This window comes from Acinetobacter sp. Z1, assembly GCF_024296945.1.
Lineage (GTDB): Bacteria > Pseudomonadota > Gammaproteobacteria > Pseudomonadales > Moraxellaceae > Acinetobacter > Acinetobacter beijerinckii.
This window is the reverse complement of record NZ_CP101115.1, coordinates 1,765,683-1,791,005: the sequence shown is the minus strand read 5'-3', so window position 1 is coordinate 1,791,005 and position 25,323 is coordinate 1,765,683. Positions and strand designations below refer to the sequence as shown.

General features: G+C 39.8%; 18 protein-coding genes. 7 read left to right on the top strand and 11 right to left on the bottom strand.

The window, feature by feature from the left end; all coding sequences use genetic code 11:
* Nucleotides 1–276 precede the first annotated feature (276 nt).
* The 5 genes from NGC85_RS08300 to NGC85_RS08280 form a co-directional block, all read right to left on the bottom strand.
* Nucleotides 277–1,641, bottom strand: a complete 1,365-nt coding sequence (locus NGC85_RS08300) for an MFS transporter (protein WP_254730107.1) — start codon at nt 1,639–1,641, stop codon at nt 277–279.
* 95 nt (nt 1,642–1,736) lie between these two features.
* Nucleotides 1,737–3,023, bottom strand: a complete 1,287-nt coding sequence (locus tag NGC85_RS08295) for a DcaP family trimeric outer membrane transporter (RefSeq protein ID WP_254730105.1) — start codon at nt 3,021–3,023, stop codon at nt 1,737–1,739.
* 283 nt (nt 3,024–3,306) lie between these two features.
* The gene (locus NGC85_RS08290; protein ID WP_254730102.1) at nt 3,307–4,008 is read right to left on the bottom strand and encodes a class I SAM-dependent methyltransferase; all 702 of its coding nucleotides are present in this window, start codon (nt 4,006–4,008) and stop codon (nt 3,307–3,309) included.
* Between the two features lie 64 nt (nt 4,009–4,072).
* On the bottom strand, nt 4,073–5,767 hold the full coding sequence (locus NGC85_RS08285; RefSeq protein WP_254730099.1) for an AMP-binding protein: 1,695 nt from the start codon (nt 5,765–5,767) through the stop codon (nt 4,073–4,075).
* Between the two features lie 110 nt (nt 5,768–5,877).
* A complete protein-coding gene (locus tag NGC85_RS08280; protein ID WP_254730096.1) occupies nt 5,878–6,495 on the bottom strand; it encodes a TetR/AcrR family transcriptional regulator in 618 nt (205 codons plus the stop codon).
* Between the two features lie 145 nt (nt 6,496–6,640).
* Between NGC85_RS08280 and NGC85_RS08275 the strand changes: the two genes are divergently transcribed.
* Genes NGC85_RS08275 through NGC85_RS08255 form a run of 5 tightly spaced genes read left to right on the top strand, consistent with a single transcriptional unit; the run spans nt 6,641 to nt 13,155 of the window.
* On the top strand, nt 6,641–7,813 hold the full coding sequence (locus tag NGC85_RS08275) for an isovaleryl-CoA dehydrogenase (protein WP_254730094.1): 1,173 nt from the start codon (nt 6,641–6,643) through the stop codon (nt 7,811–7,813).
* A gap of 24 nt (nt 7,814–7,837) precedes the next feature.
* Entirely contained in the window at nt 7,838–9,439 is a 1,602-nt protein-coding gene (locus NGC85_RS08270; protein WP_254730091.1) for a carboxyl transferase domain-containing protein, read from the top strand.
* Between the two features lie 10 nt (nt 9,440–9,449).
* A complete protein-coding gene (locus NGC85_RS08265) occupies nt 9,450–10,253 on the top strand; it encodes an enoyl-CoA hydratase/isomerase family protein (RefSeq protein WP_254730089.1) in 804 nt (267 codons plus the stop codon).
* Nucleotides 10,254–10,264: 11 nt separating this feature from the next.
* Nucleotides 10,265–12,256 carry an acetyl/propionyl/methylcrotonyl-CoA carboxylase subunit alpha gene (locus NGC85_RS08260; protein WP_254805519.1) on the top strand — a complete coding sequence of 664 codons (1,992 nt, stop codon included), beginning with the start codon at nt 10,265–10,267 and terminating at the stop codon, nt 12,254–12,256.
* Nucleotides 12,253–13,155 carry a hydroxymethylglutaryl-CoA lyase gene (locus NGC85_RS08255; protein ID WP_254805518.1) on the top strand — a complete coding sequence of 301 codons (903 nt, stop codon included), beginning with the start codon at nt 12,253–12,255 and terminating at the stop codon, nt 13,153–13,155. Before NGC85_RS08260 ends, NGC85_RS08255 begins: the two co-directional genes overlap by 4 nt.
* A gap of 100 nt (nt 13,156–13,255) precedes the next feature.
* Here NGC85_RS08255 and NGC85_RS08250 read toward each other — a convergent pair whose 3' ends face one another.
* Nucleotides 13,256–14,212 (bottom strand): LysR family transcriptional regulator, encoded by a 957-nt coding sequence (locus NGC85_RS08250; RefSeq protein ID WP_254805569.1) that lies wholly within the window; start codon nt 14,210–14,212, stop codon nt 13,256–13,258.
* Between the two features lie 199 nt (nt 14,213–14,411).
* Here NGC85_RS08250 and NGC85_RS08245 point away from each other — a divergent pair, with 199 nt between their 5' ends.
* Complete coding sequence (locus NGC85_RS08245) at nt 14,412–17,894, top strand: indolepyruvate ferredoxin oxidoreductase family protein (RefSeq protein ID WP_254805517.1); 3,483 nt, start codon at nt 14,412–14,414, stop codon at nt 17,892–17,894.
* 122 nt (nt 17,895–18,016) lie between these two features.
* Here the strand turns inward: NGC85_RS08245 and NGC85_RS08240 are convergent, their stop codons facing one another.
* From NGC85_RS08240 to NGC85_RS08225, 4 genes are read right to left on the bottom strand one after another with little or no spacing between them, the layout of a single operon-like run.
* Nucleotides 18,017–19,252 (bottom strand): NADH:flavin oxidoreductase/NADH oxidase family protein, encoded by a 1,236-nt coding sequence (locus tag NGC85_RS08240; protein WP_254805516.1) that lies wholly within the window; start codon nt 19,250–19,252, stop codon nt 18,017–18,019.
* A gap of 36 nt (nt 19,253–19,288) precedes the next feature.
* Nucleotides 19,289–20,152: a metal-dependent hydrolase gene (locus tag NGC85_RS08235; RefSeq protein WP_254805515.1), complete on the bottom strand. Its 864-nt coding sequence runs from the start codon at nt 20,150–20,152 to the stop codon at nt 19,289–19,291.
* A 14-nt stretch (nt 20,153–20,166) separates the two neighbouring features.
* Nucleotides 20,167–20,913, bottom strand: a complete 747-nt coding sequence (locus NGC85_RS08230; RefSeq protein ID WP_254805514.1) for an acetoacetate decarboxylase family protein — start codon at nt 20,911–20,913, stop codon at nt 20,167–20,169.
* A complete protein-coding gene (locus tag NGC85_RS08225) occupies nt 20,910–21,713 on the bottom strand; it encodes an SDR family oxidoreductase (protein WP_254805513.1) in 804 nt (267 codons plus the stop codon). The genes NGC85_RS08230 and NGC85_RS08225 overlap by 4 nt, the downstream gene beginning before the upstream one ends.
* A gap of 110 nt (nt 21,714–21,823) precedes the next feature.
* Between NGC85_RS08225 and NGC85_RS08220 the strand changes: the two genes are divergently transcribed.
* Nucleotides 21,824–22,879 carry an AraC family transcriptional regulator gene (locus tag NGC85_RS08220; RefSeq protein ID WP_254805512.1) on the top strand — a complete coding sequence of 352 codons (1,056 nt, stop codon included), beginning with the start codon at nt 21,824–21,826 and terminating at the stop codon, nt 22,877–22,879.
* Nucleotides 22,880–23,028: 149 nt separating this feature from the next.
* On the opposite strand, the gene NGC85_RS08215 is transcribed toward NGC85_RS08220, so the two are convergent.
* On the bottom strand, nt 23,029–25,227 hold the full coding sequence (locus tag NGC85_RS08215) for a TonB-dependent siderophore receptor (RefSeq protein WP_254805511.1): 2,199 nt from the start codon (nt 25,225–25,227) through the stop codon (nt 23,029–23,031).
* Nucleotides 25,228–25,323: the final 96 nt, after the last annotated feature.

Here is a 25,323-nt window from a genome sequence, read left to right as displayed (position 1 = left end):
AAAGCATCTCAATCGAGATGCTTTTTTTTGCATAAAAATGATGTGTGGAAAAGGTTTGATCTGATTTAGATTCATTTTTCTTTCTCGATTGAATGAAAAAATAGATACCAGTCTCATGTAAATCCAAGTGTTTTAAAGAATTAAGGGCAGTCAGGAATTGAGTAAACTCACTTCTATTCTTACCTTTTTGATTTTAGGTTTTGTCTGAAATAAAAAAGCACATCAGCCTATCTGATGTGCTTTTCGTATTTTAAAGAAGGATCAAGTCATATTAAGTTAAGCATTACTTGATTCGGTCAAGCTAGTTTTTACTTCTTCTACCTCTTGCTCATCATCAAATTTATGACGTTTCAAACTCAATATCGCGCAAATTGCTAACATTGCAGGGACAGAAATCATCACAAAATTCATGGTATGTGGTAAGTTCAAGGTTAGTAACAAGCCTGTCAAAATCGGACCGACAATCGCACCAATTCGACCTACACCAGAAGCACAACCAATTCCAGTAGAGCGAACACTTAATGGATAGTATTGAGCAACATAGCTATAAAGAAGGATTGAAGTACCAATCGTCGCTGCGCCAGCCACAGTCACCAAACCATATAAAACATAAGCTGGAGAGTTAAACCCTAAGCCGATCAGTGCCACGACACCTGCCATCAGCATTCCCATAATTACAGGTTTCAAATGGAATTTGTCTGAGAGAATGCCACCACCAATCGAACCAATCATTGCACCGACATTCAAAGCAAATAAGAATAAGATACTCTTGCCGAGTGAATAACCTGCTGCAAGCATAAGTTTAGGTAACCAACTGCTTAGTGCGTAAACCATTAATAAGCACATAAAGAACAATACCCAAAACATAAGCGTATTGAATGCACGTCCTTGTTGAAATAACCCTTTTACAGAACTACCTGTTGGAACGTTATCTTCATTCAACACTAAACGCGTATTAATACCGATGCTTTGTTCAGGTGAAATTTTTTGAATGATGCTATGTGCTTGATCAGTTTTGCCAGTTTTAACCAAAAAGGTTAAAGATTCAGGTAGGAATTTCCAAATAACAGGTAATAAAATCAAAGGAATACCAGCAATCAAGAACATGATTTGCCAACCTTGACTCTCAACTAAAGAACTGCCGATAAGCGCTGATAAAATTCCACCGATCGCATAACCACTAAACATTGTGCCAACTAAGGTACTGCGAATGCGTTTAGGTGCGTACTCTGATGTGAGTGCGACGAGATTTGGCATAACCCCACCTATCCCTAAACCTGCTAAAAACCGTAAAATACCAAATTCAAAAGGATTAGATGCAAATGCGCCTAAAAAAGTAAAACCACTAAAAAAAGTAACACAAATTAAAATTACATTTTTGCGTCCGATTTTATCTGCCAGAGCACCAAACAACATTGCTCCAAACATCATCCCGCATAAAGCAGTACTGGCGAGCATGCCCGCTTGCACAGAAGTGAGAGACCACTCCTGCATCAGTAAAGGTAAAACAACGCCATAAATGACGAGATCGTAACCATCAAAAATAATAATCAATAAGCACCAAAGTAAAATACTCCAGTGAAAAGGTGTAAATTTTGCTTGATCAATTACTGCATTTACATTAACCGTAGATGTTGTCATTCTGCATCTCCTCAATGAGATAAATTCCTAATCATTATTTAAAACGACATAATGCACCTTAAAGAAAAAACATATAATTCAAGGTTTTATTTATATTAAAAATCATAACTCGCCGTCATGTTGATGCGGTTATCCGTCCCTGTGCGACCATCAAAGGTTTCACGTTCACCGTAGACATATTCCATCCCTAAGGTAATTGGCTTGTAAGGGTTGTACATGCCATTGATCCAGCCTTGCCATAGTTCTTTATTTTGAGCTGTGTTGTCTTTATTGATTCGTGCAAATGCATTGTTGTCTTTGGCTTTCATATAGCCATAACCCAATGTTGAACGAAATTGAGTGTTAAATTGATGGGTAATCCCTGTTGAAATTGAATCAAACTCATTGCTTTGAATATGTTTTTGATCATCAATTGCATAACTGCTATTGGTCCACATCAGGAAGCGTCCGTCGCCTTTGATATGGTTATAGTCCGCTTTGAGAAAGGTTTTTGGTGTTAACTGATATTTTCCACCGATGCCGACACCCCAAGCCCATTCGTCATCTTGACTGGTTTTCTTTTCAGCGACAAAACTACGTCCAGAAAGCATAGAGCCATTGGCAAACTTATGATTTACACGTCCAACAAAGGCAGGTAAACGCATTTCATTATCAGGGTCAGAACTTGCTGTATATTTAGGATCTTCTACAGCTAAAGCAAAACTGGTATTTGCCGTAATATTGTCACTATAACGAACCAATGGTGAGCGTTGTAATGCTCCGCCTACATAGGTCGCAGCATCAATCGTTTCTGGATAATATTCAGGTGCGATAAATGTGGACCATGTCTGACCTAATAACCATTTATCAAAGGTTAAATAGGCATGACGGATACGGAATTGATCACGTGATGCGCTACCAAAGAAGTCCATTTCTAATTTTCCACCGACATCGCCCATAGCAGTAGGTGTTTTAAAATTTAGACCTATCCGAGAAACACTTGCAGTGCTATGCAAACGATCTTTTTGTTGAGCTTCTTCAGCTGTCCCTTCTAATGGTACGCCGCTAATATTGTTGTACATCGTTGATGCGCCTTTCGCTTGATAAGATGCATCCGCACGCAAATAACCATATAAATTAACCTCTGCACCAGATTTGGTGAGTGATAATTTCGGCGATGTTGTTTGAACGGGTTCGGCTCTAGGTGCAACCATGACCTGAGTAGTGGGCTGAGCAGGCGGAGTTTGCTGGACATAATTCTGCAGCATTGCACGCAACTCTTTTACTTCTTGACGAAGTTGTTCTATTTCTGCATTTTCTGAGCCTGCATAACTTCCAGACATGGCAGTCAGTACAGATAGTGCTAAAACACTTTGTTGAACCGTTAAGATGAATCTTTTCATTAAAATCAATTTCCTTGTTTCATGAACTTTACTTTTCAAGTTCATTTTTTGTTTGCGTTATATCCTTTGCAGTACTTGATGACTGCATCGCATTTCTTGTTTTAAAACCTAATGATCTGATTTTATTTGGTTTTGCCTCCTCTCATTGTTTTGTGTAACGCTTTATTTAGACAAAAAGAACCTCACAATAACTATAAAAGTCACTGTTAATTGAACATTTGGTAAAAATAAAAGCTAAATTATTCTTCTCATCATTTATTCCATTATGAATGAATCCCTTGGGTTATGAGGCTTGAGCAAACTCGGCAATTTCTGCCTTTTTCGCAATCAAACCCTGATACATTAAGATTTGACTATATGAGTGTACGTCTTCAAAACCAATGTCTTGAAGTCGTTGCTGATATTCACTGAATGAAATAGTGAAAAAGTCATTTTCCATGCGATCTAACATTTTCTGGCATTGCAATCCAGTTAAACCTTGAGTCATACATAGATAACGTAAAGCTTGTAGATGCTGAGGATTACTGCAAGGCATCAAATCATAGGTCAATAACAGTCCACTATTTTTCAAACAACGATGAATACTGCTGTAGAAGTCAGTTTTTTGTTCATTTGCAATAAAGTGCGCGACTAAAATAGAAAGTGCAGCATCAAAACCAGCACTTTCAGTTAAAGCAAAGTGATCACCATGTACAAATTGTACCTGTGCTGACTTCCCCATTTGTTTGACACGTGTTCCTGCTTTTTCAAGCATAGCTAAGGAAGGATCAAGCGCAGTAAATTTCCAATCAGGATGTCTATTTAGCAGATATTCCAACTCATAACCTGTTCCACATCCAACAATAAGTATGTGTGCAGTTGGTTCAAGTACAGACTGTAAAATGGCATCCACTTGTTGATGAATGATTTCATATCCAGGAATTAACTTACGGATATGTTGATCATATTCTTCAACGATCTTTGGACTATTAAAATCTTTTGCCATTCACTGTGATCCTTTGCGTTATGACTTTAAAATGCTGTTTTTTCTATGCGATGTAAAACATCATTTAGTCGAATACGTTTCCAGTTAAATTCAGTTCAGCACGCATGATTTCCTGTAACTTAAACTTCTGCGCTTTGCCTGATGCGGTCATAGGAAATTCATTAAAGAATTTTACGTAACGTGGCACTTTATTATGTGAAATGTGTTCCTTACAGAAACTACGAATGTTGTCTTCATCGGTCTGATGATGTTCATGCAAAATAATACAAGCACATAGTTCTTCACCATAACGCGTATCAGGTAGACCGATCACTTGCACGTCACAGATCGCTGGATGGGTATATAAGAAGTCTTCGATTTCTTTAGGAAAGAGATTTTCTCCACCACGAATGACGACATCTTTGATGCGACCTTTAATTTTGACAAATCCTTCAGCATCCATTTCCGCAATGTCACCTGTATGCATCCAACCTGCGGCATCAATTACTTCACGAGTTTTTTCTTCTTCGCCCCAATAGCCAGCCATTACCGAGTAACCTCTGACGCATAGCTCGCCTAAGGTTCCTTGTGGTACGAGTTGCCCTTCAGGATCGACGATTTTGATTTCGACATGTGGATGAACATGTCCAACCGTACTGACGCGTTTATCAATGGTGTCACTCACGGAGCTTTGTACGCTGACTGGTGAAGTCTCAGTCATGCCATAACAAATCGTGATTTCTGACATATGCATACGATCAATCACACGCTGCATAATTTCACGTGGGCATGGGCTTCCCGCCATGATCCCTGTACGTAAACTAGATAGGTCAAATTCATTAAATTGTTCATGCTCTAAAGTGGCGATGAACATGGTTGGTACGCCGTATGCTGCCGTACAACGTTCGTTGTGAATTGTCTTTAGTGTTTCTAATGGATTAAAAACAGCTGATGGATACACCATAGTAGAACCGTGTGTGATACAGGCTAGATTTCCCATGACCATACCGAAACAGTGGAATAAAGGCACTGAGATGCACACTTTATCTTGTGGCGTTAAACGAATACCCTCTCCTACAAAATAACCATTATTCAGAATGTTATGATGGGTGAGCATTGTGCCTTTCGGATTACCAGTTGTACCTGATGTAAATTGAATATTAATGGTTTCATCAAATTGCAATTGCTGCGTAGCCAATTGTAATTGATTGAGTTGTTCTTGAGTTGGAGGAACGACTAGATCACTGAAACGATGAATACCTGTATGCTGTTTTTCATCAATTTTGATCACAAACTTCAAGAAAGGCAGACGTTCTGAATGAATAATTTTGTCTGTACAGAAAACAATTTCTGGTGCAATTCGCGTCAAAAGCTCTTGATAATCAGTCGTTTTGAATTGTGAGGCGATGATCAATCCTTTGCAGGAAACTTTATTCAATACATACTCTAACTCATGGCTCTTGTAGGAAGGATTTAAGTTCACTAGGATAATCCCTGCTTTAAAAGCAGCAAATTGAGTGATCGTCCATTCCACGCAGTTTGGTGACCAGATGCCTAGTCGATCGCCTTTCTTTAAACCGAGTTTGAGCAAACTACAGGCAAAAGCATTCACTTCATCTTGTAGTTGTTTATAGGTCAACCGTCTGTTCTGATGTGAACTTACAATCGCTTCTTGATCAGCATATTGCTGACAAGCTTGATCAAATTTTTCTCCAATCGTCATCCCCAATAAGGGTTGTGCACTTGGTCCAGAGGCATAGCTTAACCGTTGTTGTTGCATTGAATCATTCTCCTTGATTCTTTCTAATTTTGTTCTGATTTCATCTCATTGTTATTACTGCAACTATTCTTCAAACTGCCTTGTTTTTTGATTTTTATTGATGTTATGCCCTATTTTTTCCTTACGGCATCCACACAAAAATCTGCAATCTGCTTTGAAAAATAGTCTTTATGTTGCTGATCAAATTTTACATTTTGAGCTGGATCTAAAGGCTCTACCACTACATAGGTCATCGCACCAACCATACATAATGCTGTGGTATTTAGATCTTCTAAAATAAACTCACCGTTTGCATTTCCATCAGCGAGTATCTTAATCACACTCTGTTTGATCAACTGCTTCACACGAAAACGTTCATGCTCCACTATTGAATCCACAGGTTCAAACATAAGTGAATATGCAAGCTGTGGACTGTTTAATGCCCTTTTTACAAAGGTTGTTACTGCTTTATGCAATTTCTGTTCAGCTGTTAGATTACTTTCTGTAATCGCATCAATCACCAATAGTTCGGTATTGATCGCTTCTGACAGAACTTCGATAAGCACCTGACTTTTATTGTCAAAGTAGCGATAAACCAACCCACTCGAAACACCTGCTTGTTCTGCAATAGTTTGTATCTGTGCGTCTTTAAAACCTCCTTCTGAGATTAATTTTCTGGCTGAACTCAAAATCGACTTACGATTTTGTTCCATCCGTTCTTGCATTAAAGATGATCGTTTATAACTCATGAAATTTATTCTCTAACAAATAAAGTGAATTGTAAATCATTTTATGAATCTCTATTCACTTTTTTAAAAATTCATTGTATGGTACTTCCTAAGCACAAACAAGAATGCTTATGGAACAACAAATATAACCAATAGGATGAACACAATGAACCTACGTAGCTTGAATTTTGGTATGGATGAAACACTCATTGCCCTGCAAGATTCAGTTGCCGCATTTTGTGCAAAAGAAATTGCACCAATTGCTCAGCAAGTAGATCAAGACAATAAATTTCCGAGCCATCTATGGAAAAAGTTCGGTGATATGGGCTTATTAGGCTTAACGGTTTCTGAAGAATACGGTGGCACAAACCTAGGTTATCTTGCTCATATTATTGTTATGCAAGAAATTTCTCGCGCTTCAGCAGCAATTGCTCTTTCCTATGGAGCACACTCAAACCTATGTATTAACCAAATTAATCGCAACGGTAATGAGCAACAAAAGCAGAAATATCTACCTAAATTAGTTTCGGGTGACTATGTTGGTGCCCTTGCGATGTCTGAACCAAATGCGGGTTCAGATGTGGTCAGTATGAAATTACGTGCTGAGCAGAAAGGCGATCATTTTGTTTTAAATGGTTCAAAAATGTGGATTACCAATGGCGGTGATGCTGATGTCCTAGTGGTATACGCAAAAACTGATCCACATGCAGGCGCAAAAGGCATGACCGCTTTTTTAATTGAAAAAGACATGAAAGGTTTTAGTCATGGTCATCACCTAGACAAACTTGGTATGCGCGGCTCAAATACCTATCCATTGTTTTTTGACAATGTAGAAGTACCTGTTGAAAACGTGTTGGGGGGTGTCGGTAACGGCGCTAAAGTCCTGATGAGTGGCTTGGACTATGAGCGTGCAGTTTTAAGCGCAGGTCCACTTGGCATTATGGATGCCTGCATGGATGTCGTGATTCCGTATTTACATCAACGTGAACAATTTGGACAAGCTTTAGGTGAGTTCCAATTAATGCAAGGCAAACTTGCTGATATGTATTCAACGTGGCTGGCTTGTAAAGCGCTTGTATATGCGGTTGGTACAGCGTGTGATAAAGCAGATCATGACCGTAGCTTACGTAAAGATGCAGCCAGTGCCATTTTATATGCAGCAGAAAAAGCGACATGGATGGCAGGAGAAGCGATTCAAACTTTAGGTGGCAATGGCTATATCAATGAATTCCCTACGGGGCGTTTATGGCGTGATGCAAAACTTTATGAAATTGGTGCAGGCACATCTGAAATTCGTCGTATGTTGATCGGACGTGAATTGTTTAATGAAACCAAATAATAACGATAAATCAGGATGCATCATATGAATCAATTACAAAGCAAAATTAATGTGCGAAGTGAAGACTTCAAAACAAACCAACAAGCTATGCAGACGTTGGTCAATGATTTAACACAAGTCGCCCAAAATATTGCATTAGGTGGCGGAGAAAACGCACGTCAAAAGCATTTAGCACGTGGAAAATTGCTTCCACGTGAACGTATAGATCAATTGATTGACGTTGGAACAGCTTTTTTAGAAATCGGACAACTTGCTGCGTATAAAGTTTATGAAGATGATATTCCTGCTGCGGGTGTGATTGCAGGTATTGGACAGGTTAATGGTGTGACATGCATGATCGTTGCCAATGATGCAACGGTTAAAGGTGGCACTTATTACCCACTTACGGTTAAAAAGCATTTACGTGCTCAAGAAATTGCTGAACAAAATCACTTACCTTGTATTTATCTTGTAGATTCAGGTGGTGCGTATTTACCTATGCAGGATCAGGTATTCCCTGATCGTGATCACTTCGGGCGCATCTTCTACAATCAAGCACGTATGTCGAGCCAAGGTATTGCCCAAATTGCGGTCGTCATGGGTAGCTGTACCGCTGGTGGTGCTTATGTTCCTGCGATGTCAGATGAAACCATCATCGTGCGTAATCAAGGCACGATTTTCTTGGGTGGTCCTCCTCTGGTTAAAGCTGCTACTGGTGAAGTCGTAAGTAGCGAAGATTTGGGTGGTGGTGATGTACATACGCGTCTTTCAGGTGTTGCTGATCACCTCGCTGAAAATGATGAACATGCGATTGCGATTACACGTAATATCGTTGCCAATTTGAATAAAAAACCAAACGAACTCAACAAACAGATTGATGAACCATTGTTTGATGCGAAAGAGTTGTATGGTGTAGTCCCTACCGATGCACGTAAGCCATTTGATGTAAGAGAAGTGATTGCACGTATTGTCGATGGTTCTCGTTTTGATGAGTTTAAAGCTCGTTTTGGTTCAACCTTGATCACAGGGTTTGCATCTCTTTATGGGATGCCTGTCGGAATTATTGCCAATAATGGCATTCTATTTTCTGAGTCAGCTCAAAAAGGCGCACACTTTATTGAGCTATGTACCCAACGCAATATTCCGTTGTTATTTATTCAAAATATCACAGGCTTTATGGTGGGTCGCCAATACGAAAATGAAGGTATTGCCAAGCACGGTGCCAAACTGGTGATGGCGGTGGCAACAGCTAATGTACCAAAACTTACACTCATCATTGGCGGTTCTTTTGGTGCAGGTAACTACGGTATGTGTGGACGTGCTTATTCTCCACGTTTCTTATGGACATGGCCAAACTCACGTATTTCAGTCATGGGCGGTGAGCAAGCAGCCAGCGTACTTTCAACTTTGAAGCGTGATCAGATCGAGCAAAAAGGCGCAGCATGGTCAGCACAAGAAGAAGATGAATTTAAGCAACCAATTCGTGATCAGTACGAACTTCAAGGTCATCCTTACTATGCTTCTGCTCGTTTGTGGGATGACGGTGTGATTGACCCAGCGCAAACGCGTCAAGTACTAGGATTAAGTCTTGCTGCTGCTTTAAATGCACCGATTCAACCAACTAAATTTGGCGTGTTCCGCATGTAAGAGGTGTTTTATGAGCTATCAATTTTTACAACTGGAACAGCATGATCAGGTGGCATATGTGTGGCTGAATCGCCCTGAGCTACACAATGCTTTTAATACAACAGTGATTGAAGAATTACATACTTGTTTTAAGCAACTTGCTACCCGTGACGATATTCGAGTTGTAGTTTTAGCAGGTCGTGGTAAAAGCTTTTCAGCAGGTGCAGATCTGAATTGGATGAAACAAGCGGGTCAAGCTTCTACAAAAGAAAATGAAGCCGATGCTTTAAAACTTGCACAGATGCTTGAAGCACTTGCAACCCTAAAACAGCCAACGATTGCTCGGGTTCATGGCATCGCTTTTGGTGGTGGTATGGGTTTGGCATCTGCATGTGATATTTGCATTGCCAGTACCGATGCAAAGTTTGCAACCTCTGAAGTTCGACTAGGTCTTGCTCCTTCTACGATTAGCCCATATGTGATTCGTGCGATTGGCGCTAGACAAGCTTCACGCTATTTTTTAACTGCTGAACGTATCTCAGCGCACGAAGCAAAGCAAATCGGCTTGGCACATGAAATAGCGGATGCAGAAGATTTAGATAAAAAAGTTCAAGAGATTATTGATGCTTTACTGCTGGGTGGACCACATGCCCAAGCAGCATCTAAGCAACTGATTCAAATGGTCAGCAATCAAAGTATGAATAATGAATTACTTCGACAAACTGCTCAACACATTGCACAAGTCCGTCAAGGCAGTGAGGCAAAAGAAGGCTTAACCGCTTTCTTAAATAAGCAAGCCCCTGCGTGGACTTTAAATTCTAATAACAACAATTAAGGATGATCAACATGTTTGAAAAGATTTTAATTGCGAACCGTGGTGAGATTGCTTGCCGTGTGATTCGTACCGCCAAAAAATTAGGTATTGCGACGGTTGCGGTTTACTCAGATGCAGATGCAGATGCACAACACGTTAAACTTGCTGATGAAGCGATTTATATTGGTCAATCTCCTGCAACACAAAGTTATTTACAAGTTGATCGTATTATTCAAGCGGCGATTGATACAGGAAGCCAAGCGATTCATCCTGGTTATGGTTTTCTTTCGGAAAACGATCAATTTGCTTTAGCTTGCCAGCAGCATAATATTTGCTTCATTGGTCCTCCAGTCGATGCCATTTTAGCGATGGGCTTGAAAGCAACTTCTAAAGCATTGATGGAAAAAGCAGGTGTACCTTTAACGCCGGGTTATCACGGAACCAACCAAGATGCTGAATTCTTAAAACAGCAAGCAGATGAAATTGGCTATCCTGTTTTGATCAAAGCCAGTGCTGGTGGTGGTGGTAAAGGCATGAGTCTAGTGGAACGTAGCGAAGATTTCCTACATTCTCTTGCGTCGTGTAAACGTGAAGCCAAATCGAGTTTTGGTAATGATGACGTACTGATTGAACGTTATGTGATTCAACCACGTCATATCGAAGTACAAGTATTTGGCGACACACATGGCAACTATGTACATTTATTTGAACGGGATTGTTCTGTTCAACGTCGTCATCAAAAAGTACTAGAGGAAGCCCCTGCTCCGCAAATGCCAAGCGAAAAGCTCGATGCAATGCGTCAAGCTGCAATTGATGCTGCTCGAGTTGTGGATTATGTTGGTGCGGGTACGGTTGAATTTATTGTTGAACAAGACGGTACGGCGTATTTCATGGAAATGAACACACGCTTACAAGTCGAACACCCTGTGACTGAAATGATTACAGGAGAGGACTTAGTAGAATGGCAATTACGAGTTGCCTACGGTGAGCCATTACCAAAACTCCAACATGAATTACAAATTCATGGGCATGCGCTCGAAGCACGTATTTATGCAGAAGAACCAGAAAAAGGCTTTTTACCTGCAATCGGTAAAATTGATTATCTACGCTACCCAGCGCAAAACCAATATGTTCGTGTAGATAGTGGCATCGTTGAAGGTGATGAAATTACCACTTTCTATGACCCAATGATTGCCAAATTGATCGTATGGGGTAAAAACCGTGAAGCTGCTTTGATTCAAATGCAACACGCGCTGAGTCAATTCCATGTCGATGGTTTAGGCAATAACATTGCTTTTTTGGAAAAGATTGTACGTTGTGATTCATTCAAACAAGCAAAGTTGGATACGAATCTAATCCAACGTGAAGAGCAGTTCTTGTTTAGCCCAGTGAACATAAAACCTGAGTTTGTTGTTGCGACTGCATTTATTGAATTTCTAAGCCAAATGCAAAGCAATCAATCAACTCAAAAACAACTGTGGCTAGCACAACCCTTATGGCGTAGTAATGTGTCTTATCAACACAGCATTAAATTGAACTATTTAAATCAAAATATTCAAATTAAGTTTTCTGCTGCTGAACAAGGGTTTAACGCAGAATTTAATGGTCAGCAGTATCACATCACAGGTCAATTGACTGATCAGCACAGTGCAAATATTCAAATTGGTGGAATTCAGCAAAAACTCGCCTTTAACCGAGGTGTACAAGGCATTACCCTGTTCAACGCTGGACAAAGTTATAAGTTTAGCTACTTACGTCAGGATTATAATCAAACTGATGGTCAATCTGAGCAAGGACATCTCAAAGCACCGATGCCAGGCGTGGTGACACAATTACTTGTAGGCGCAAATCACACCGTGAAGAAAGATGATGTGCTTTTGACGCTTGAAGCGATGAAAATGGAATATACCATTCGTGCTCCAAAAGATGGTGTGATTTTAGATGCCTATTTCCAAGTGGGAGATCAAGTCAAAGCTGGTGATGAGCTTGTGGACTTCCAAGCTGCTGAGGAGGAAGTTGCATGAGTGACTATGTAAAGATTGTAGAAGTTGGGCCTCGTGATGGTTTGCAAAACGAGAAACAAGCTTTAAGCATTGAGCAGCGATTGAGTTTTATCAATGATTTAATTGATGCAGGTTTAAAGTCAATTGAAGTGGGTTCATGTGTATCAGCCAAATGGGTACCACAAATGGCACAGAGCGATGAGTTATTTAAATTGTTGCCACAATGTGATGATTTAAATTTGAGCTTGCTCACGCCAAATCTTAAAGGCTTTGAAGCTGCCTTAGCAGTTGGATGTAAAGAGGTTGCGGTCTTTACCGCAGCTTCTGAGAGTTTTACCCGAAAGAATATCAACTGCTCGATCGGTGAAAGCTTAGAACGATTCTCTGAAATTTTCCAAGCCGCGCAAGCAAATAATGTTCGCGTACGTGGTTATGTCTCTTGTATGGTGGACTGTCCTTACGAGGGTGCAATTGATCCCAAACAAGTCGTGAATGTCGTCAAACGGCTGCATGACATGGGATGTTATGAAATTTCATTGGGTGAAACCATTGGGACAGCGACACCAGATCGAGTGCAAAAAGTTTGGCAAGCATGCTTAGCAGAATTGGATAGCAAGATTTTGGCTGGACATTTTCATAATACCTATGGCATGGCAATCGCCAATATCTATCAATCTTTACAGCAAGGTATTCGAGTCTTTGATTCTTCACTTGCTGGACTGGGTGGTTGTCCTTATGCCAAAGGTTCATCAGGGAATGTTGCAACTGAGGATTTGTATTATTTACTGTCACACATTGGATATGAAACTGGCATTAATCTAGAAAAACTGATGTTGGCTAGTCAAAATATCAACCAAACATTAAACCGAAAAAACTTATCAAATTATGCAAATACTTATCTTCAGCAGTCATGTGCATAAATAAATCTCAGAGATAATTGATAAATGCTCCACTAAAAATAAATTTGAAGGAGCATTCATATTTTTTATTTTAATCACTTATTTTTGACTTAAATTTTGATCATTCAGTATGTGTTAATTGATAAAAATAAGAAGTATCTGATTTAATTTTTGGTGAAATATATTGTTCTACCCAATCCAACCAAGCACGAGTTTTTGCATCAATATAATCTCTGGACGGTAATAAGGTATAAACACCAATATCAGGTGAACGCCAATCGGGCAACACATGACACAATCGACCTGCACGAACAGCTTCAATCACCGAAAACATCGGTAATAATGCGATTCCCATATCTTGTTGTACGACCTCTAATAACAACTCAGGAGTATCAGCCACAATTTGACCGCTCGTACTGATCTCATGAAAACCACCCTTTTGATTAATTAAATGCCATTCGGGTGTAATTGATGGATTGACCAAACGTAGACATGCATGATTGTACAAATCTTCAGGTAAGTTTGGTATGCCATGCTTTTCTAAATATGCAGGAGATGCGCACAACACTGAAAATATGGTGCCAATACGGCGTGATACGAATCTTGAATCCGTTAGTGATTCAGTTAAATATAAACTGACATCAATTCCCTTACCTAAAATGTCTGGTGTGTTCTGCGAAGTTCGATATTCAATAGTCAAATCTGGGTAGCTTTGGCAAAATTTAGCCATCACAGGCGATATATAATAATGCCCGAAGCTTGCCATACTCAAAATCCGCAACCGTCCTTTTGGTTTTGTTGCCGTTCCTGTCGCTTCTGACTCTGCTTCATCTATGATTGAAAGTACTTGTCGACAACGCTCAGCATAAAGCGCACCAATATCTGTCAATGCATGCTGCCTTGTAGAGCGTTGCATCAGTTTCACACCAAGCCGTGACTCTAACTCGCTGATCAGACGTGATACCTGTGCTGTGGTCAAATCCATCTGTTCAGCTGCTGCTGTAAAACTTCCACTGTCAATCACTTTCAGGAAAGCATGCATTGCATGCAACAGTCCACCATCGAGATTTTTGCGCATAACGTAAATATCTTTTCCTAAATTACGCATTGTTGCACCAGTTTAGATCAACCACAATGGTAAATGTGTACATACATTCATGCATATTTTTTAACGGTTCTGCGCATGATTTGATCGCCGTATGTCTATAACTCCAAAAGTCAACTCGGATGTTGAGAAAAGAAAGTAGCTCGAACTACATAATACAAAGGAGACATAAATGAATATCGCTACGACATTTACACCTAAAAAGATACCGACGAAAGATGTATCCCTTGATGATAAATACATAAGCGATAACGGCACGGCATATATGAGTGGTATTCAAGCTTTAGTGCGGTTACCTCTCGTTCAAACCCGCCGTGATAGTAAAAATGGTTACCATACTGCTGGATTTATTTCAGGTTATCGCGGATCACCTGTTGGTAACTATGATAATTTTCTTTGGCAAATTGAAGGAATTCTGAAAGATCATGATGTGGTGTTCCAACCTGGTGTTAATGAAGATTTAGCTGCTACCGCAATTTGGGGTAGCCAACAAGCCAATTTAGCAGGTCAAGGTAAATTTGATGGTGTTACTTCTTGGTGGTATGGCAAAGGTCCAGGTGTAGACCGCTCAGGTGATGTGCTTCGTCATGCTAACCTCGCAGGTACAGCCGAACACGGTGGTGTTGTTGCCCTATTTGGTGATGATCATTCTTGTAAGTCTTCTACTGTTCCGCACCAGTCTGAACATGTGATGATGGGTTGCGGCATTCCTATTTTTTATCCAACCTCAGTACAACACATTCTTGATCTTGGTATCCATGCGGTCGCTATGTCACGATTTGCGGGTGTATGGACTTCCATGAAACTCGTGAGTGAAATCGTAGAGACATCAGCATCTGTGCATGTTGATGAGGATCGTGTCATTCCAGTCCTGCCTAAAGATGTTAAATTTCCTGATGATGGCGTTAATATTCGCTGGCCAGATCATGGTATCCAACAAGAAGAACGACTTTACAAATACCGCTTACCTGCTGTTTTAGCATATGCACGTGCTAACCAACTCAATAAAGTCACTTGGTCATGTGAAAATGCCCGTATCGGTATCGTTGCGAGTGGCAAAGGTTATCTCGATACGATTGAAGCTTTGCGTATATTAGGGATTGATAACGATATTGCTGAACAAATTGGCTTAAAAGTTTATCAAGTCGGTCTTATTTGGCCTTTGGAACCACAAGGATTACATGAGTTTGCAGAAGGTTTAAAAGAGCTGATCGTTGTTGAAGAAAAACGCCCGATTCTTGAATCTCAAATTAAAGATGAGTTGTATTCACTACCTGATCATCAACGCCCTCATATTATTGGTAAAGCTTGTGATGGTAAGGGCGAATGGAGTACATCTACTGAGGAAGCTCCCTTAATTGGATATTACGAGTTTCAGCCTGAACCAATTGCAAAAATGTTGGCAGCACGTTTTCTCGCCTTGGATATTCCAGTTCATATAAAAGAACAAATTCAAAACCGAGTTGGTTTATTAAAAACAGCTGAACAAGAATCTCAACGTATTTTAGATATTGCTGATCGCAAACCATTTTTCTGTAGCGGATGTCCTCACAATACTTCAACTAAATTACCCGAAGGTAGTCGTGCATTAGGTGGCATTGGATGTCATTACATTGCAGTTTCACTTGATCGTGGTACAGAAACCTATTCACAAATGGGTGGTGAAGGTGTGAGTTGGGCTGGTGCATCGCATTTTACTAATGAAAAACACATTTTCGCTAATCTAGGTGATGGAACTTATTTCCATTCGGGTTATCTTGCTATTCGCCAAGCCATCGCTGTAAAAATTAATATTACTTACAAAATCCTCTACAACGATGCTGTTGCAATGACGGGCGGACAACATGTGGATGGACATTTGAGTGTTGCTCAACTAACGCGTCAGTTAGCCGCTGAAGGGATAAAAAAACAGGTTATCGTGACTGATGAACCTGAGTTGATACATGCCGAAGAAGGTATAGCACCTGATGTAGAAATTCATCACCGTAATGAATTAGATGCAATCCAACGTCAATTACGTGATATTTCGGGAGTAACAGCCCTAATCTATGTTCAAACTTGTGCAAGTGAAAAACGTCGTCGTCGTAAACGTAATGCCTACCCTGACCCTGCTGAACGTTTATTTATTAATACTGATATTTGTGAAGGCTGTGGTGACTGTTCAAAACAATCGAACTGTTTATCTGTCGAACCTGTAGAAACAGAATTAGGTACTAAGCGACAAATTAACCAGAGTACCTGTAATAAAGACTTTACATGCGTCGAAGGTTTTTGCCCTAGTTTTGTCACTGTACACACACGTGATATGAAACGCCCTGAAAAATTTGAAGGATTTCCTGCTGGCTGGCCAGAAAAACCAATCATTCCTAGCTTGGAAAATACACCGAGCCGAATCATGGTGGGTGGTGTCGGTGGTACAGGTGTGGTTACTTTAGGCGCATTGTTAGGAATGGCTGCGCATCTTGAAGGTAAAGCGACACGTGTTATGGATATGGCAGGATTAGCACAGAAAGGTGGAACAGTATATTCCTATGTACAACTTGCTTCAGATGACGAGCAAATTTCTGCAACAAAAATTCCTGCTGGTCAATGTGATATTTTAATCGGCGCCGATGCAATCGTAGCAGGTAGCAAAGCTGCGTTATCACGCCTAAGAGATGAAGCAGTGGTGATCGTGAATGAAGATGCTTCTCCAACGTTAGGTTTTATTGAATCTCGGGACTGGTATGCTCCGATTACAGACTTAATTACTCGTTTGAAAGGACGTGTACATCACGGAAAACTAGTTACATTACCAGCAGCTCGGATTGCCACTCAAGTACTCGGAGATTCGATCTATACCAACCAGATTCTTTTAGGTATGGCTTGGCAATCAGGAAAAATACCCTTACTAAGAGAAAGTATAGAGAAAGCAATTCAATTAAATGGTACTGCGGTCGATAAGAATATCGAGGCTTTCCGTATCGGTTGTCATCTGAGCAGCGATCCTCATTTAATTCCGCGTTTAGTCGCAGCGATGCCAAAACTTAATAAACCTCAGACCATGTCTGAATTAATTGAAGACCGTACTACTCGTCTGCGTGAATATTGGAATGAAGCATACGCCTTGAAGTATAAAAACTTAGTAGAGAGCGCTGCGGAAAAATTACCTGAATCATTAGCTGGAACGATTGCAACACAACTTTATCGAGTGATGGCTTATAAAGATGAGTATGAAGTTGCACGTTTACTTACAGCTAAAAAATTCAAACAGTCTATAGCGTCGCAGTTTGGAGAAGGCTTACGTCTAACCTATCATCTAGCTCCACCTGTACTGGGCGCACATCAAAATATCCGTAAACGTGCTTTCGGATATTGGATCCGCTTCCCTATGATGCTATTGGCACGTTTACAATGGCTACGTGAAACTTTCCTAGACCCATTTTCTCGTCAAGCAGAACGGCAGCAAGAACAAGCATGGCGCGACCGTTATATAAGTTTCGTCGAGACCTTAGCTGAATCACCTGAGAAATATAATATGGTGATTGCTGAGGAAATTGCCAAACTTCCTGCTGATGTGCGAGGTTTTGGACATGTGAAAGCCCAATCAATGAACAGTGCAATACAGCGTTGGGATGAGTTTGATTTAGAGCTGAAAATAAATAAATCATCTTAGTCATTTGGCTAGTCTTAACCTTTTATATTTTAATAGGTTAAGACTAGCCTAGATTAAATAATAGAAAGGATTTATTTCTTTAGTCAGTTTTATCTAAAAATGTATTAAACCAAAATGTGATTTTAATTCTGCTGCGTCAGAATGTTGAACCCCATTCGTGGACCAAATGCAATCAAGGTTTTAATTAATCCTTTAATGGCTTTGGGTTGCTGACCATTGCTAATACGGCGAAATTGAGCCGCATGCCAAGCGAGTTGGAGATAGGCATCCACAGGATTATAGCCAAGATGAGGAATTGTTGCTGGTTCTTTTACAGACTTTCCTGCCAGCAGTTGTTTGGCTAAATCGGGTTGCAACGCAAATGGTCGCGCCAAACCAATCAAATCCACCGTCCCTTCTGCCACAATACGATTCATCAATTCAGCATCACGTAAGCCGCCCGTGAGCATCAAAGGTAGTTGACTGTTTTTACGCAATGCAGTTGCATAATCAAGAAAGTAAGCATCTCTCTGCACTTGACGTTCGGGTGCATAACCAAGCTGCGCAGGCGATTCATAGTTACCACCTGAAATTTCGAGTAAATCAATTGCTTCTGCCTCTAATGCTAAGGCGATTTGTAACGATTCCTCTTGGGTCAAACCACCCTTTTGAAAATCAGCCGAGTTTAGTTTGACACTTAAGATTTTATTTTTACCAATGGCAGCTCGCACAGCGCGAACAGTTTCAATTAAGATTCGTCGTCTGTTTTCAGAGTTTCCACCCCATTGATCAGTACGAACGTTGGATAAAGGTGATAAAAATTGTGATAACAAATAGCCATGTGCGGCATGGATTTGCACGCCATCAAAACCTGCTTTTATTGCTAATGCAGCGGTATTGGCAAAGCGTTGAATCTGCTCCAAAATTTCTGTTTCACTCATTGCACGCGGCATACGAAGCAGACTCATCATGGGTAAATCCAAGCCTACTGCGGAAGGTGCAATCGGTTTTTTTAGCAAGGATAAAACGGCAACTCGACCAGGATGATTAATTTGCATAATGATCTTGCTGCCATTCGCCTGTGCAGCATGCGCCCATAATGTGTTTGCCTGTAAGAATCTTTCATCTTCTAGAACCACATTTCTAGGCTCAACAAAAGCACGATGATCGATCATGACATTGCCTGTGATTAGCAGCCCTGTACCACCTCTCGCCCATGCAACATAAAGTTGTTGCAGGTCAATGGTTGGCAAACCATGTCGATCAGCCAACTGTTCACTCATCGCTGATTTTGCAATTCGGTTCGGGATACTGATTCCGCAAGCCAATTTAAGTGGTTGTTGCAAAGGGCTAAGTTTTTGCGTTTGTGATTTTTTCATCGAATAGACCTATTTATTATAAAATGATGGCTAAGCTTAAATAATTTGATATTTGCGTTTTAACTGTTCCGCCATCACTCGGTTATCGTGTTGCCATGGATGGAAGTCGAGTGAAAAAAAATCGAAATAATCTTGGCTGATTTGACGTACAAGTCCGTTTCGCCCAAATAAAAAACGTAAACCTACATTCCAATTTTTCAAATTTGTGCGTTGTCCAGAATGCTTCAATAACTCTAGCGTGCCCCTACTAGTAATGAACATAAAGAAAAATGTAGTTTCCAGCATGACCAATCTTAAAAAATAAGGACGATTGACCAAGGATTGATAAACATCAAAAGCCACTGCTTTGTGCTCAGTTTCCTCAATGGCATGCCATGCCCAAATTTTGCGTAAACCCATATCAAATTTATCTAAATCTTGAGTATTTTTACTGATGAAGTAATCCGCCATTATTGCAGTGAGATGTTCCATACATACGGTTGAAGCCAATTGATGTGCAGGACTAAAAGTCTGTTGCATCATCTTATTCATCTTTTTAAAACGCTTATAAATTCGATCAATCGGATAACCACGTTTTCGCATTAAATCATTTAACTGATCATGCTCTTTGCCGTGATGTGCTTCCTGACCAATAAATGCCCTGACCTGTTTTGATAAAATTGGATCTTCAATCTGCGATTGATAATTACGTACACTATGAATGAATTGCCGCTCTCCATCTGGAAAAGCACTGGACAAAGCCGCTAAAAAGCAGGTCAAAAAAGCATTGTTTGCAAACCAGTATTCTGGAATTTCATCTGAGAAAGTTAAATCTAAACGTCTAACTGGAAAGTCGATACTTGCCGAAATCTGCTGAGGCGTTGGTTTTAAGTCTCTAGGCTTGATCGTATTTGTAAACATCGCTGATCCTCTCTCTATAAAACACGTGGATTAAACTGACGCATCAGAAAAAGTGGTGTTCTAAAACGTGGAATTTGAATTGGTGGAATTAAACCACCAGATAAATCGCAACGGTGAATACGTGCTTCAACGACCTCACCCAAGCCCATTTCATGCAACGGATCGTGCTTTGTTCCTGTAAAGCGTAACTTCATTTCGACTTGGCGTACCTCAATCGGATGTTCTCTAGGTGTGAATCGAACTTCTCTGGGTAATGCCAAACCCAAACCGCCCGTGATATTACGATGTGGTAAACCTAAAATTGGTGGTGCATGAGCAATAACATCTCCAAGCTTTGCATTCATTTCAATGAGTGTCGTACCACGACGAGAGGCTTTTGCGAGAATACGAGTGCCATCATTTTCCAAAGCAATTTCGCCTATTTTTTTGGGATAACCCAATAGCTCACGCCCGATAATCATGGCGCGGTCATCATTCAAAATCATCCACGGGCAAAAAATGCCTATTTTATTACCCACCTGAATATGTACGAATAAACCTGCTTCATGGTAAGCCCCTGTATATACATTTTCTGGAAAGTTAGCACAGAACAAATCTGCTCTGGCAGGTTGTGCCAATTTCATACCTGATGGTAGCCAGCGTGCCATTTTCTTTTCATCAACTTCCACGACAGCCGTCAGGTATTGGGCATTGTGATAGAGTTTTTTGCCGAGATTTGCCAAACCAATCGGTATACTCAAATCATGGATCAGTTGTCTCATGCTTTTAACCTCGAAAATACTTGTTTTAATATCGGTAATAAAATGATGCGTGGTGTATATCTGCCTCCCAAAGTTTGTGCTTGAGCAATCAATCCCGGAATCACAATTCGTCGATTAGATGCCATCCCTTGAATCGCTTCTTTGGCAACACGTTCTGCTGTTACCCATACTAGACTTCCGCCTATACCATCAATGTTTGAGATACCTGCAACTTCATTAAATCCTGTGATCGTGGGACCCGGAGCTAACAATGTACAAGTCACACCTGTTCCGTTTAACTCGCTATGTAAAGATTCAGCAAATGAATTTGCAAAGGCTTTTGTCGCTGCATACGTTGCATTTGCAGGCGTTGGTTGATGACCTGAGGTAGAACCAACCATCAGAATCGCCCCACTTCGGCGTTGAATCATGTGAGGAAGTACAGCCAATGTTAAATCCTGTACGGCAACGACATTCACCTCGGTTTCCTCTCGTTCACGATCAGCATCCAATTCATGCAATCGACCAAAAGTGGCAAACCCTGCGTTATTACATAGAATGGAAATATCCATTTTTTCTAGTTCTTTTCGAAAGATAGTTCTTTGTTCTCGATCAGCAAGATCACATGGGTGTAAGTTGACTTCTACTTGATATTTTTCGCGCAAAGCCGTAGCAAGTAGCTCTAATTTATCCACTCGTCTTGCAACCAAAATTAATGAATAGCCACGTGCTGCGAATTGCTTGGCAAGTTCTTCACCGATTCCAGATGAAGCACCCGTTATCACTACAGGAGAATCTTTTAATGGACGAGGTAAACTCATTAGCAATACTCAAATCAATACAATGATCTGAGTATCCAAGAGATAAAACTTGAGCGTGAGATGGGGTTCAGACATACTACCAATCATTTTCGGCCAACGAATAAATAGAAATGAAAGATCCATATGGACTGTCAAAAGCCAGTATCCCTATTTCTTATGCCCATTTATTACTCGAAATCATGGTCGAAAAAGGGTTTTCTGCATCCGAGATTTTACATCTCAGTAAAATACCTGTAACGCTACTCAAGCAATTAGATGCTCGCATCACACCTATGCAATGGTCAAAGCTAGCTTGGGTGAGTCTGACACTAGCGAAAGATCTGGGTTTAGGATACGAATATGGATTAAAACTTAGACTGACTGCACATGGACCAATGGGATATGCATTGATGAGTAGTGCGTCATTGCGCAATGCCATAGAACTTGCAACCCAGTTTTTTAATATGCGATTAAAAGACTATAAAATTGACTTTTATGAAAAAAATCAAAAATCAATTATTGAAATACAACAAACCCACCCTGTTGTCAGCCAACATCCTGAACAAGCTGAAATACTAAGACGCTTTTTCTATGAATGTTTGATGATTGGTGTCGTTCAAACTGCTCTGGTCTTAGCCAAACATGATTTATCTAATGTGGAGCTTCGGGTTGACTGGTCTGAACCTATTTATCATCAAGATTTCTTATCACAATTACCCAAAGTACGTTTCAATCAAGAAAAAAACCAAATTTGTTATTCTTCTGAGACCATAGATTTGCCTACAAAAATGGCGGATCAAAGCGCATTTCTATCGGCATTAGCCCAGTGCGAAGCTGAACAAATCCGCTTTTCAGCACAAATCCAAGATATAGCTTTACGCGTCAGGGCAGAATTAGTATTGACACCTCATAAAGGCTACCCTTCTTTAGATTTGGTTGCACAACGTTTGCATATGTCTAATCGGACATTAAGAAGACATCTCAACGAGATTGGCGCTTCTTATCTCAGTTTGTTAGATGAAGTAAAATATAACGAAGCGACAAGGCTTTTACTGAGCAGTGATATGGAAATACAAGAAATTGCACTGTATTTAGGATATATCCAACCTGCTAATTTTGCCCGTGCCTTTAAAAAATGGAGTGGCATGACACCGAATGATTTCCGAAAAGCGAATACTACGAAATAAAATGGTTAAATAATTCAATCTCAAAGCGTATTGATTAATTGATTTGATTTATGCGTTCACGTTTAATAGTTATGTTTGTTAATTAAAATAATAGAAGAAAAAACGATCTTATTTTTAAACAAGATCGTTTTTATGTATTTGAACTATATTTAAAAATTCACAGACCAAGAGAATTGTGCTGTACGAGGAGCACCTAGGAACAAGTAATCATCCCCGAAGAAACTGCCCGCGTCTCTCCAATACTTTTTATTAAATAGATTATCAACATTAAATCTCAATTGATTCTCATATCCATAAGCATGGAATTTATAAGCTGCACCAGTATCAAATACAGTATAACTAGGTACTTTCACTGAACCAGTTTTATTCGCATATTTACTGCTGCTGTAACGAACACCAGCTAATAAGCGCAAGCCCTCGATTTGTGGCATTGCATATGAGAGATTACTAGCAAAACGTAGTTTTGGCACATTTTGAGTTTGATGATGCTGATATTCATCTACCTGAATATCTTTTAAACGTGAGCGTGTAAGCGCTAGTGTTGAATTTAAATCAAGATTTTGTCCTAAGTGACCTTGTAACCCAAATTCCAAACCTAAATTGTGCTGTTTTCCATCTTTTAAAAAGTAGTTATCCGCATTGGTGTATTGATTATCTTGCTCTAAATTAAATAGTGCTGCGGTAAACAACATATTTTGAAACTGTTGTTTTAATCCAAGCTCATATTGTGTGGATTTAATCGGTTCTAGTGTTTGAAAAGCATTACCTTCAATTCCTTTTTCTTCATTACCAAATGCATACCATGGTGCTTGACCACCATCACTTAAACCTTTACTAAATGATGTATAAACGTGAGTATTTTCCCAAGGTTGATACATCACAGCAAATTGGGGTAAGAATCGATTTAAGTTTGTATCACGAATCTTATTGGCACTGGCATCATAGGCTTTTTCATCTAATGAAAGGATTTTTCCGCCCATGAGAACAGACCATGAATTATTGAAACGGATTTGATCTTGAAGATTTAATGCTGTTTGCTGACTATCAAGCGATTTATAATGATTGCCTAAAACTTTATCTGTCGGATTGTAGCTCACTGTATTTTTATAGATATTACCTGTGCCAATAGGTTGGTTGATAGCATCATATTGTGCACGTCGTTTATAAGTATGAGACAACTCGACATTTAAACTATGTTGCCATGTTCCTGTGTCGAATATCCCATTTAGTCCAGTTTTAAACTGATTGGTTAGGTAACTATCATCTGGGCTACGGAAATCATAAATATCGTAGTTACCATTTTTATCAAAAGTATTACCTAGACCAGTGTACTCACAAATATCACTGTAACATCCCCATGGAAAAGCTGAATAGTCATCAATCACAACACGGCTTTGTGAAGCAGAAAGATTTGCTGTCCAATCCTTATTGATATGATGGGTATATTTTAAACTTGTATTTAGACTTTCATTTGTGATGGGGTTACTCCAGCTTTGATAACCAAGTAGACGATCCCAATCCACATTTTGGGGTACAGTTTTTCCATCTAATAATTGATAGCCTGGTACAGAGCGCTGACGTTGACGTTGTGATTCAATATCAAATTCGAGTTTTGAATGATCAGAAATATTCCAATCTAGAGCGACTGAACCAAATAAACGTTTCCCGTTACTATGTTCTACATAAGGATGAATCTCTTCGTGAGCGAGATTGATTCGATAACCAAATTGTTGATTTTCGCCCAATATGTCGCCTATATCAGTTGCGATACGATTACCACCATGACTATCTGTTTCCAAGGTAACAGAACGAATGTCTTTTGGACGTTTAGTCACATAGTTAACGACTCCACCTGGCGTAGACATTCCACTTTGAATTGCACTAATACCCTTTAAAATTTCTACTTGCTCTTTATTTTCAAGCGCTACATTTTGTTCGCCTCGAAGCAAGTTACCATTGAGAAGATAACTTGATCCTAGATTAAGCGCAAAACCACGCATAATAAAATTAGCATAATAGCCAATCGGTGCATATCCATCACCAGCAGCAGCTTCATTTTTAACAATATCAGTTAATGTTTTTGCGTGTTGATCCGCAATTCGCTCTGCGGTCACAATACCAATTGAAGCTGGAATTTCATCAATATTTTTCTGTGAAAAGCCCGTCAAATTCAATTTTTTCTGATATAGCATGGTTTGTTCAGATTGAGCAGCAACCGTAATTGTGGGTAATTTTGATACTGCAGTTTCATCTTCTGCATTTGCTAAGACCGAAGTTAGTCCACCACATGAAAATGAACCAGCAACCAGTAAAGCTTGATGTAAACGAGAAAATGAATGTGTTTTCACTGTAGTAGCCTAACCCCAAAAAGTTAAAGATAAGTCTGAAATTTCGGGCAAGAGTATTCACAATTTTCTTGGATTGAACAAGCATGTTCTGCTACA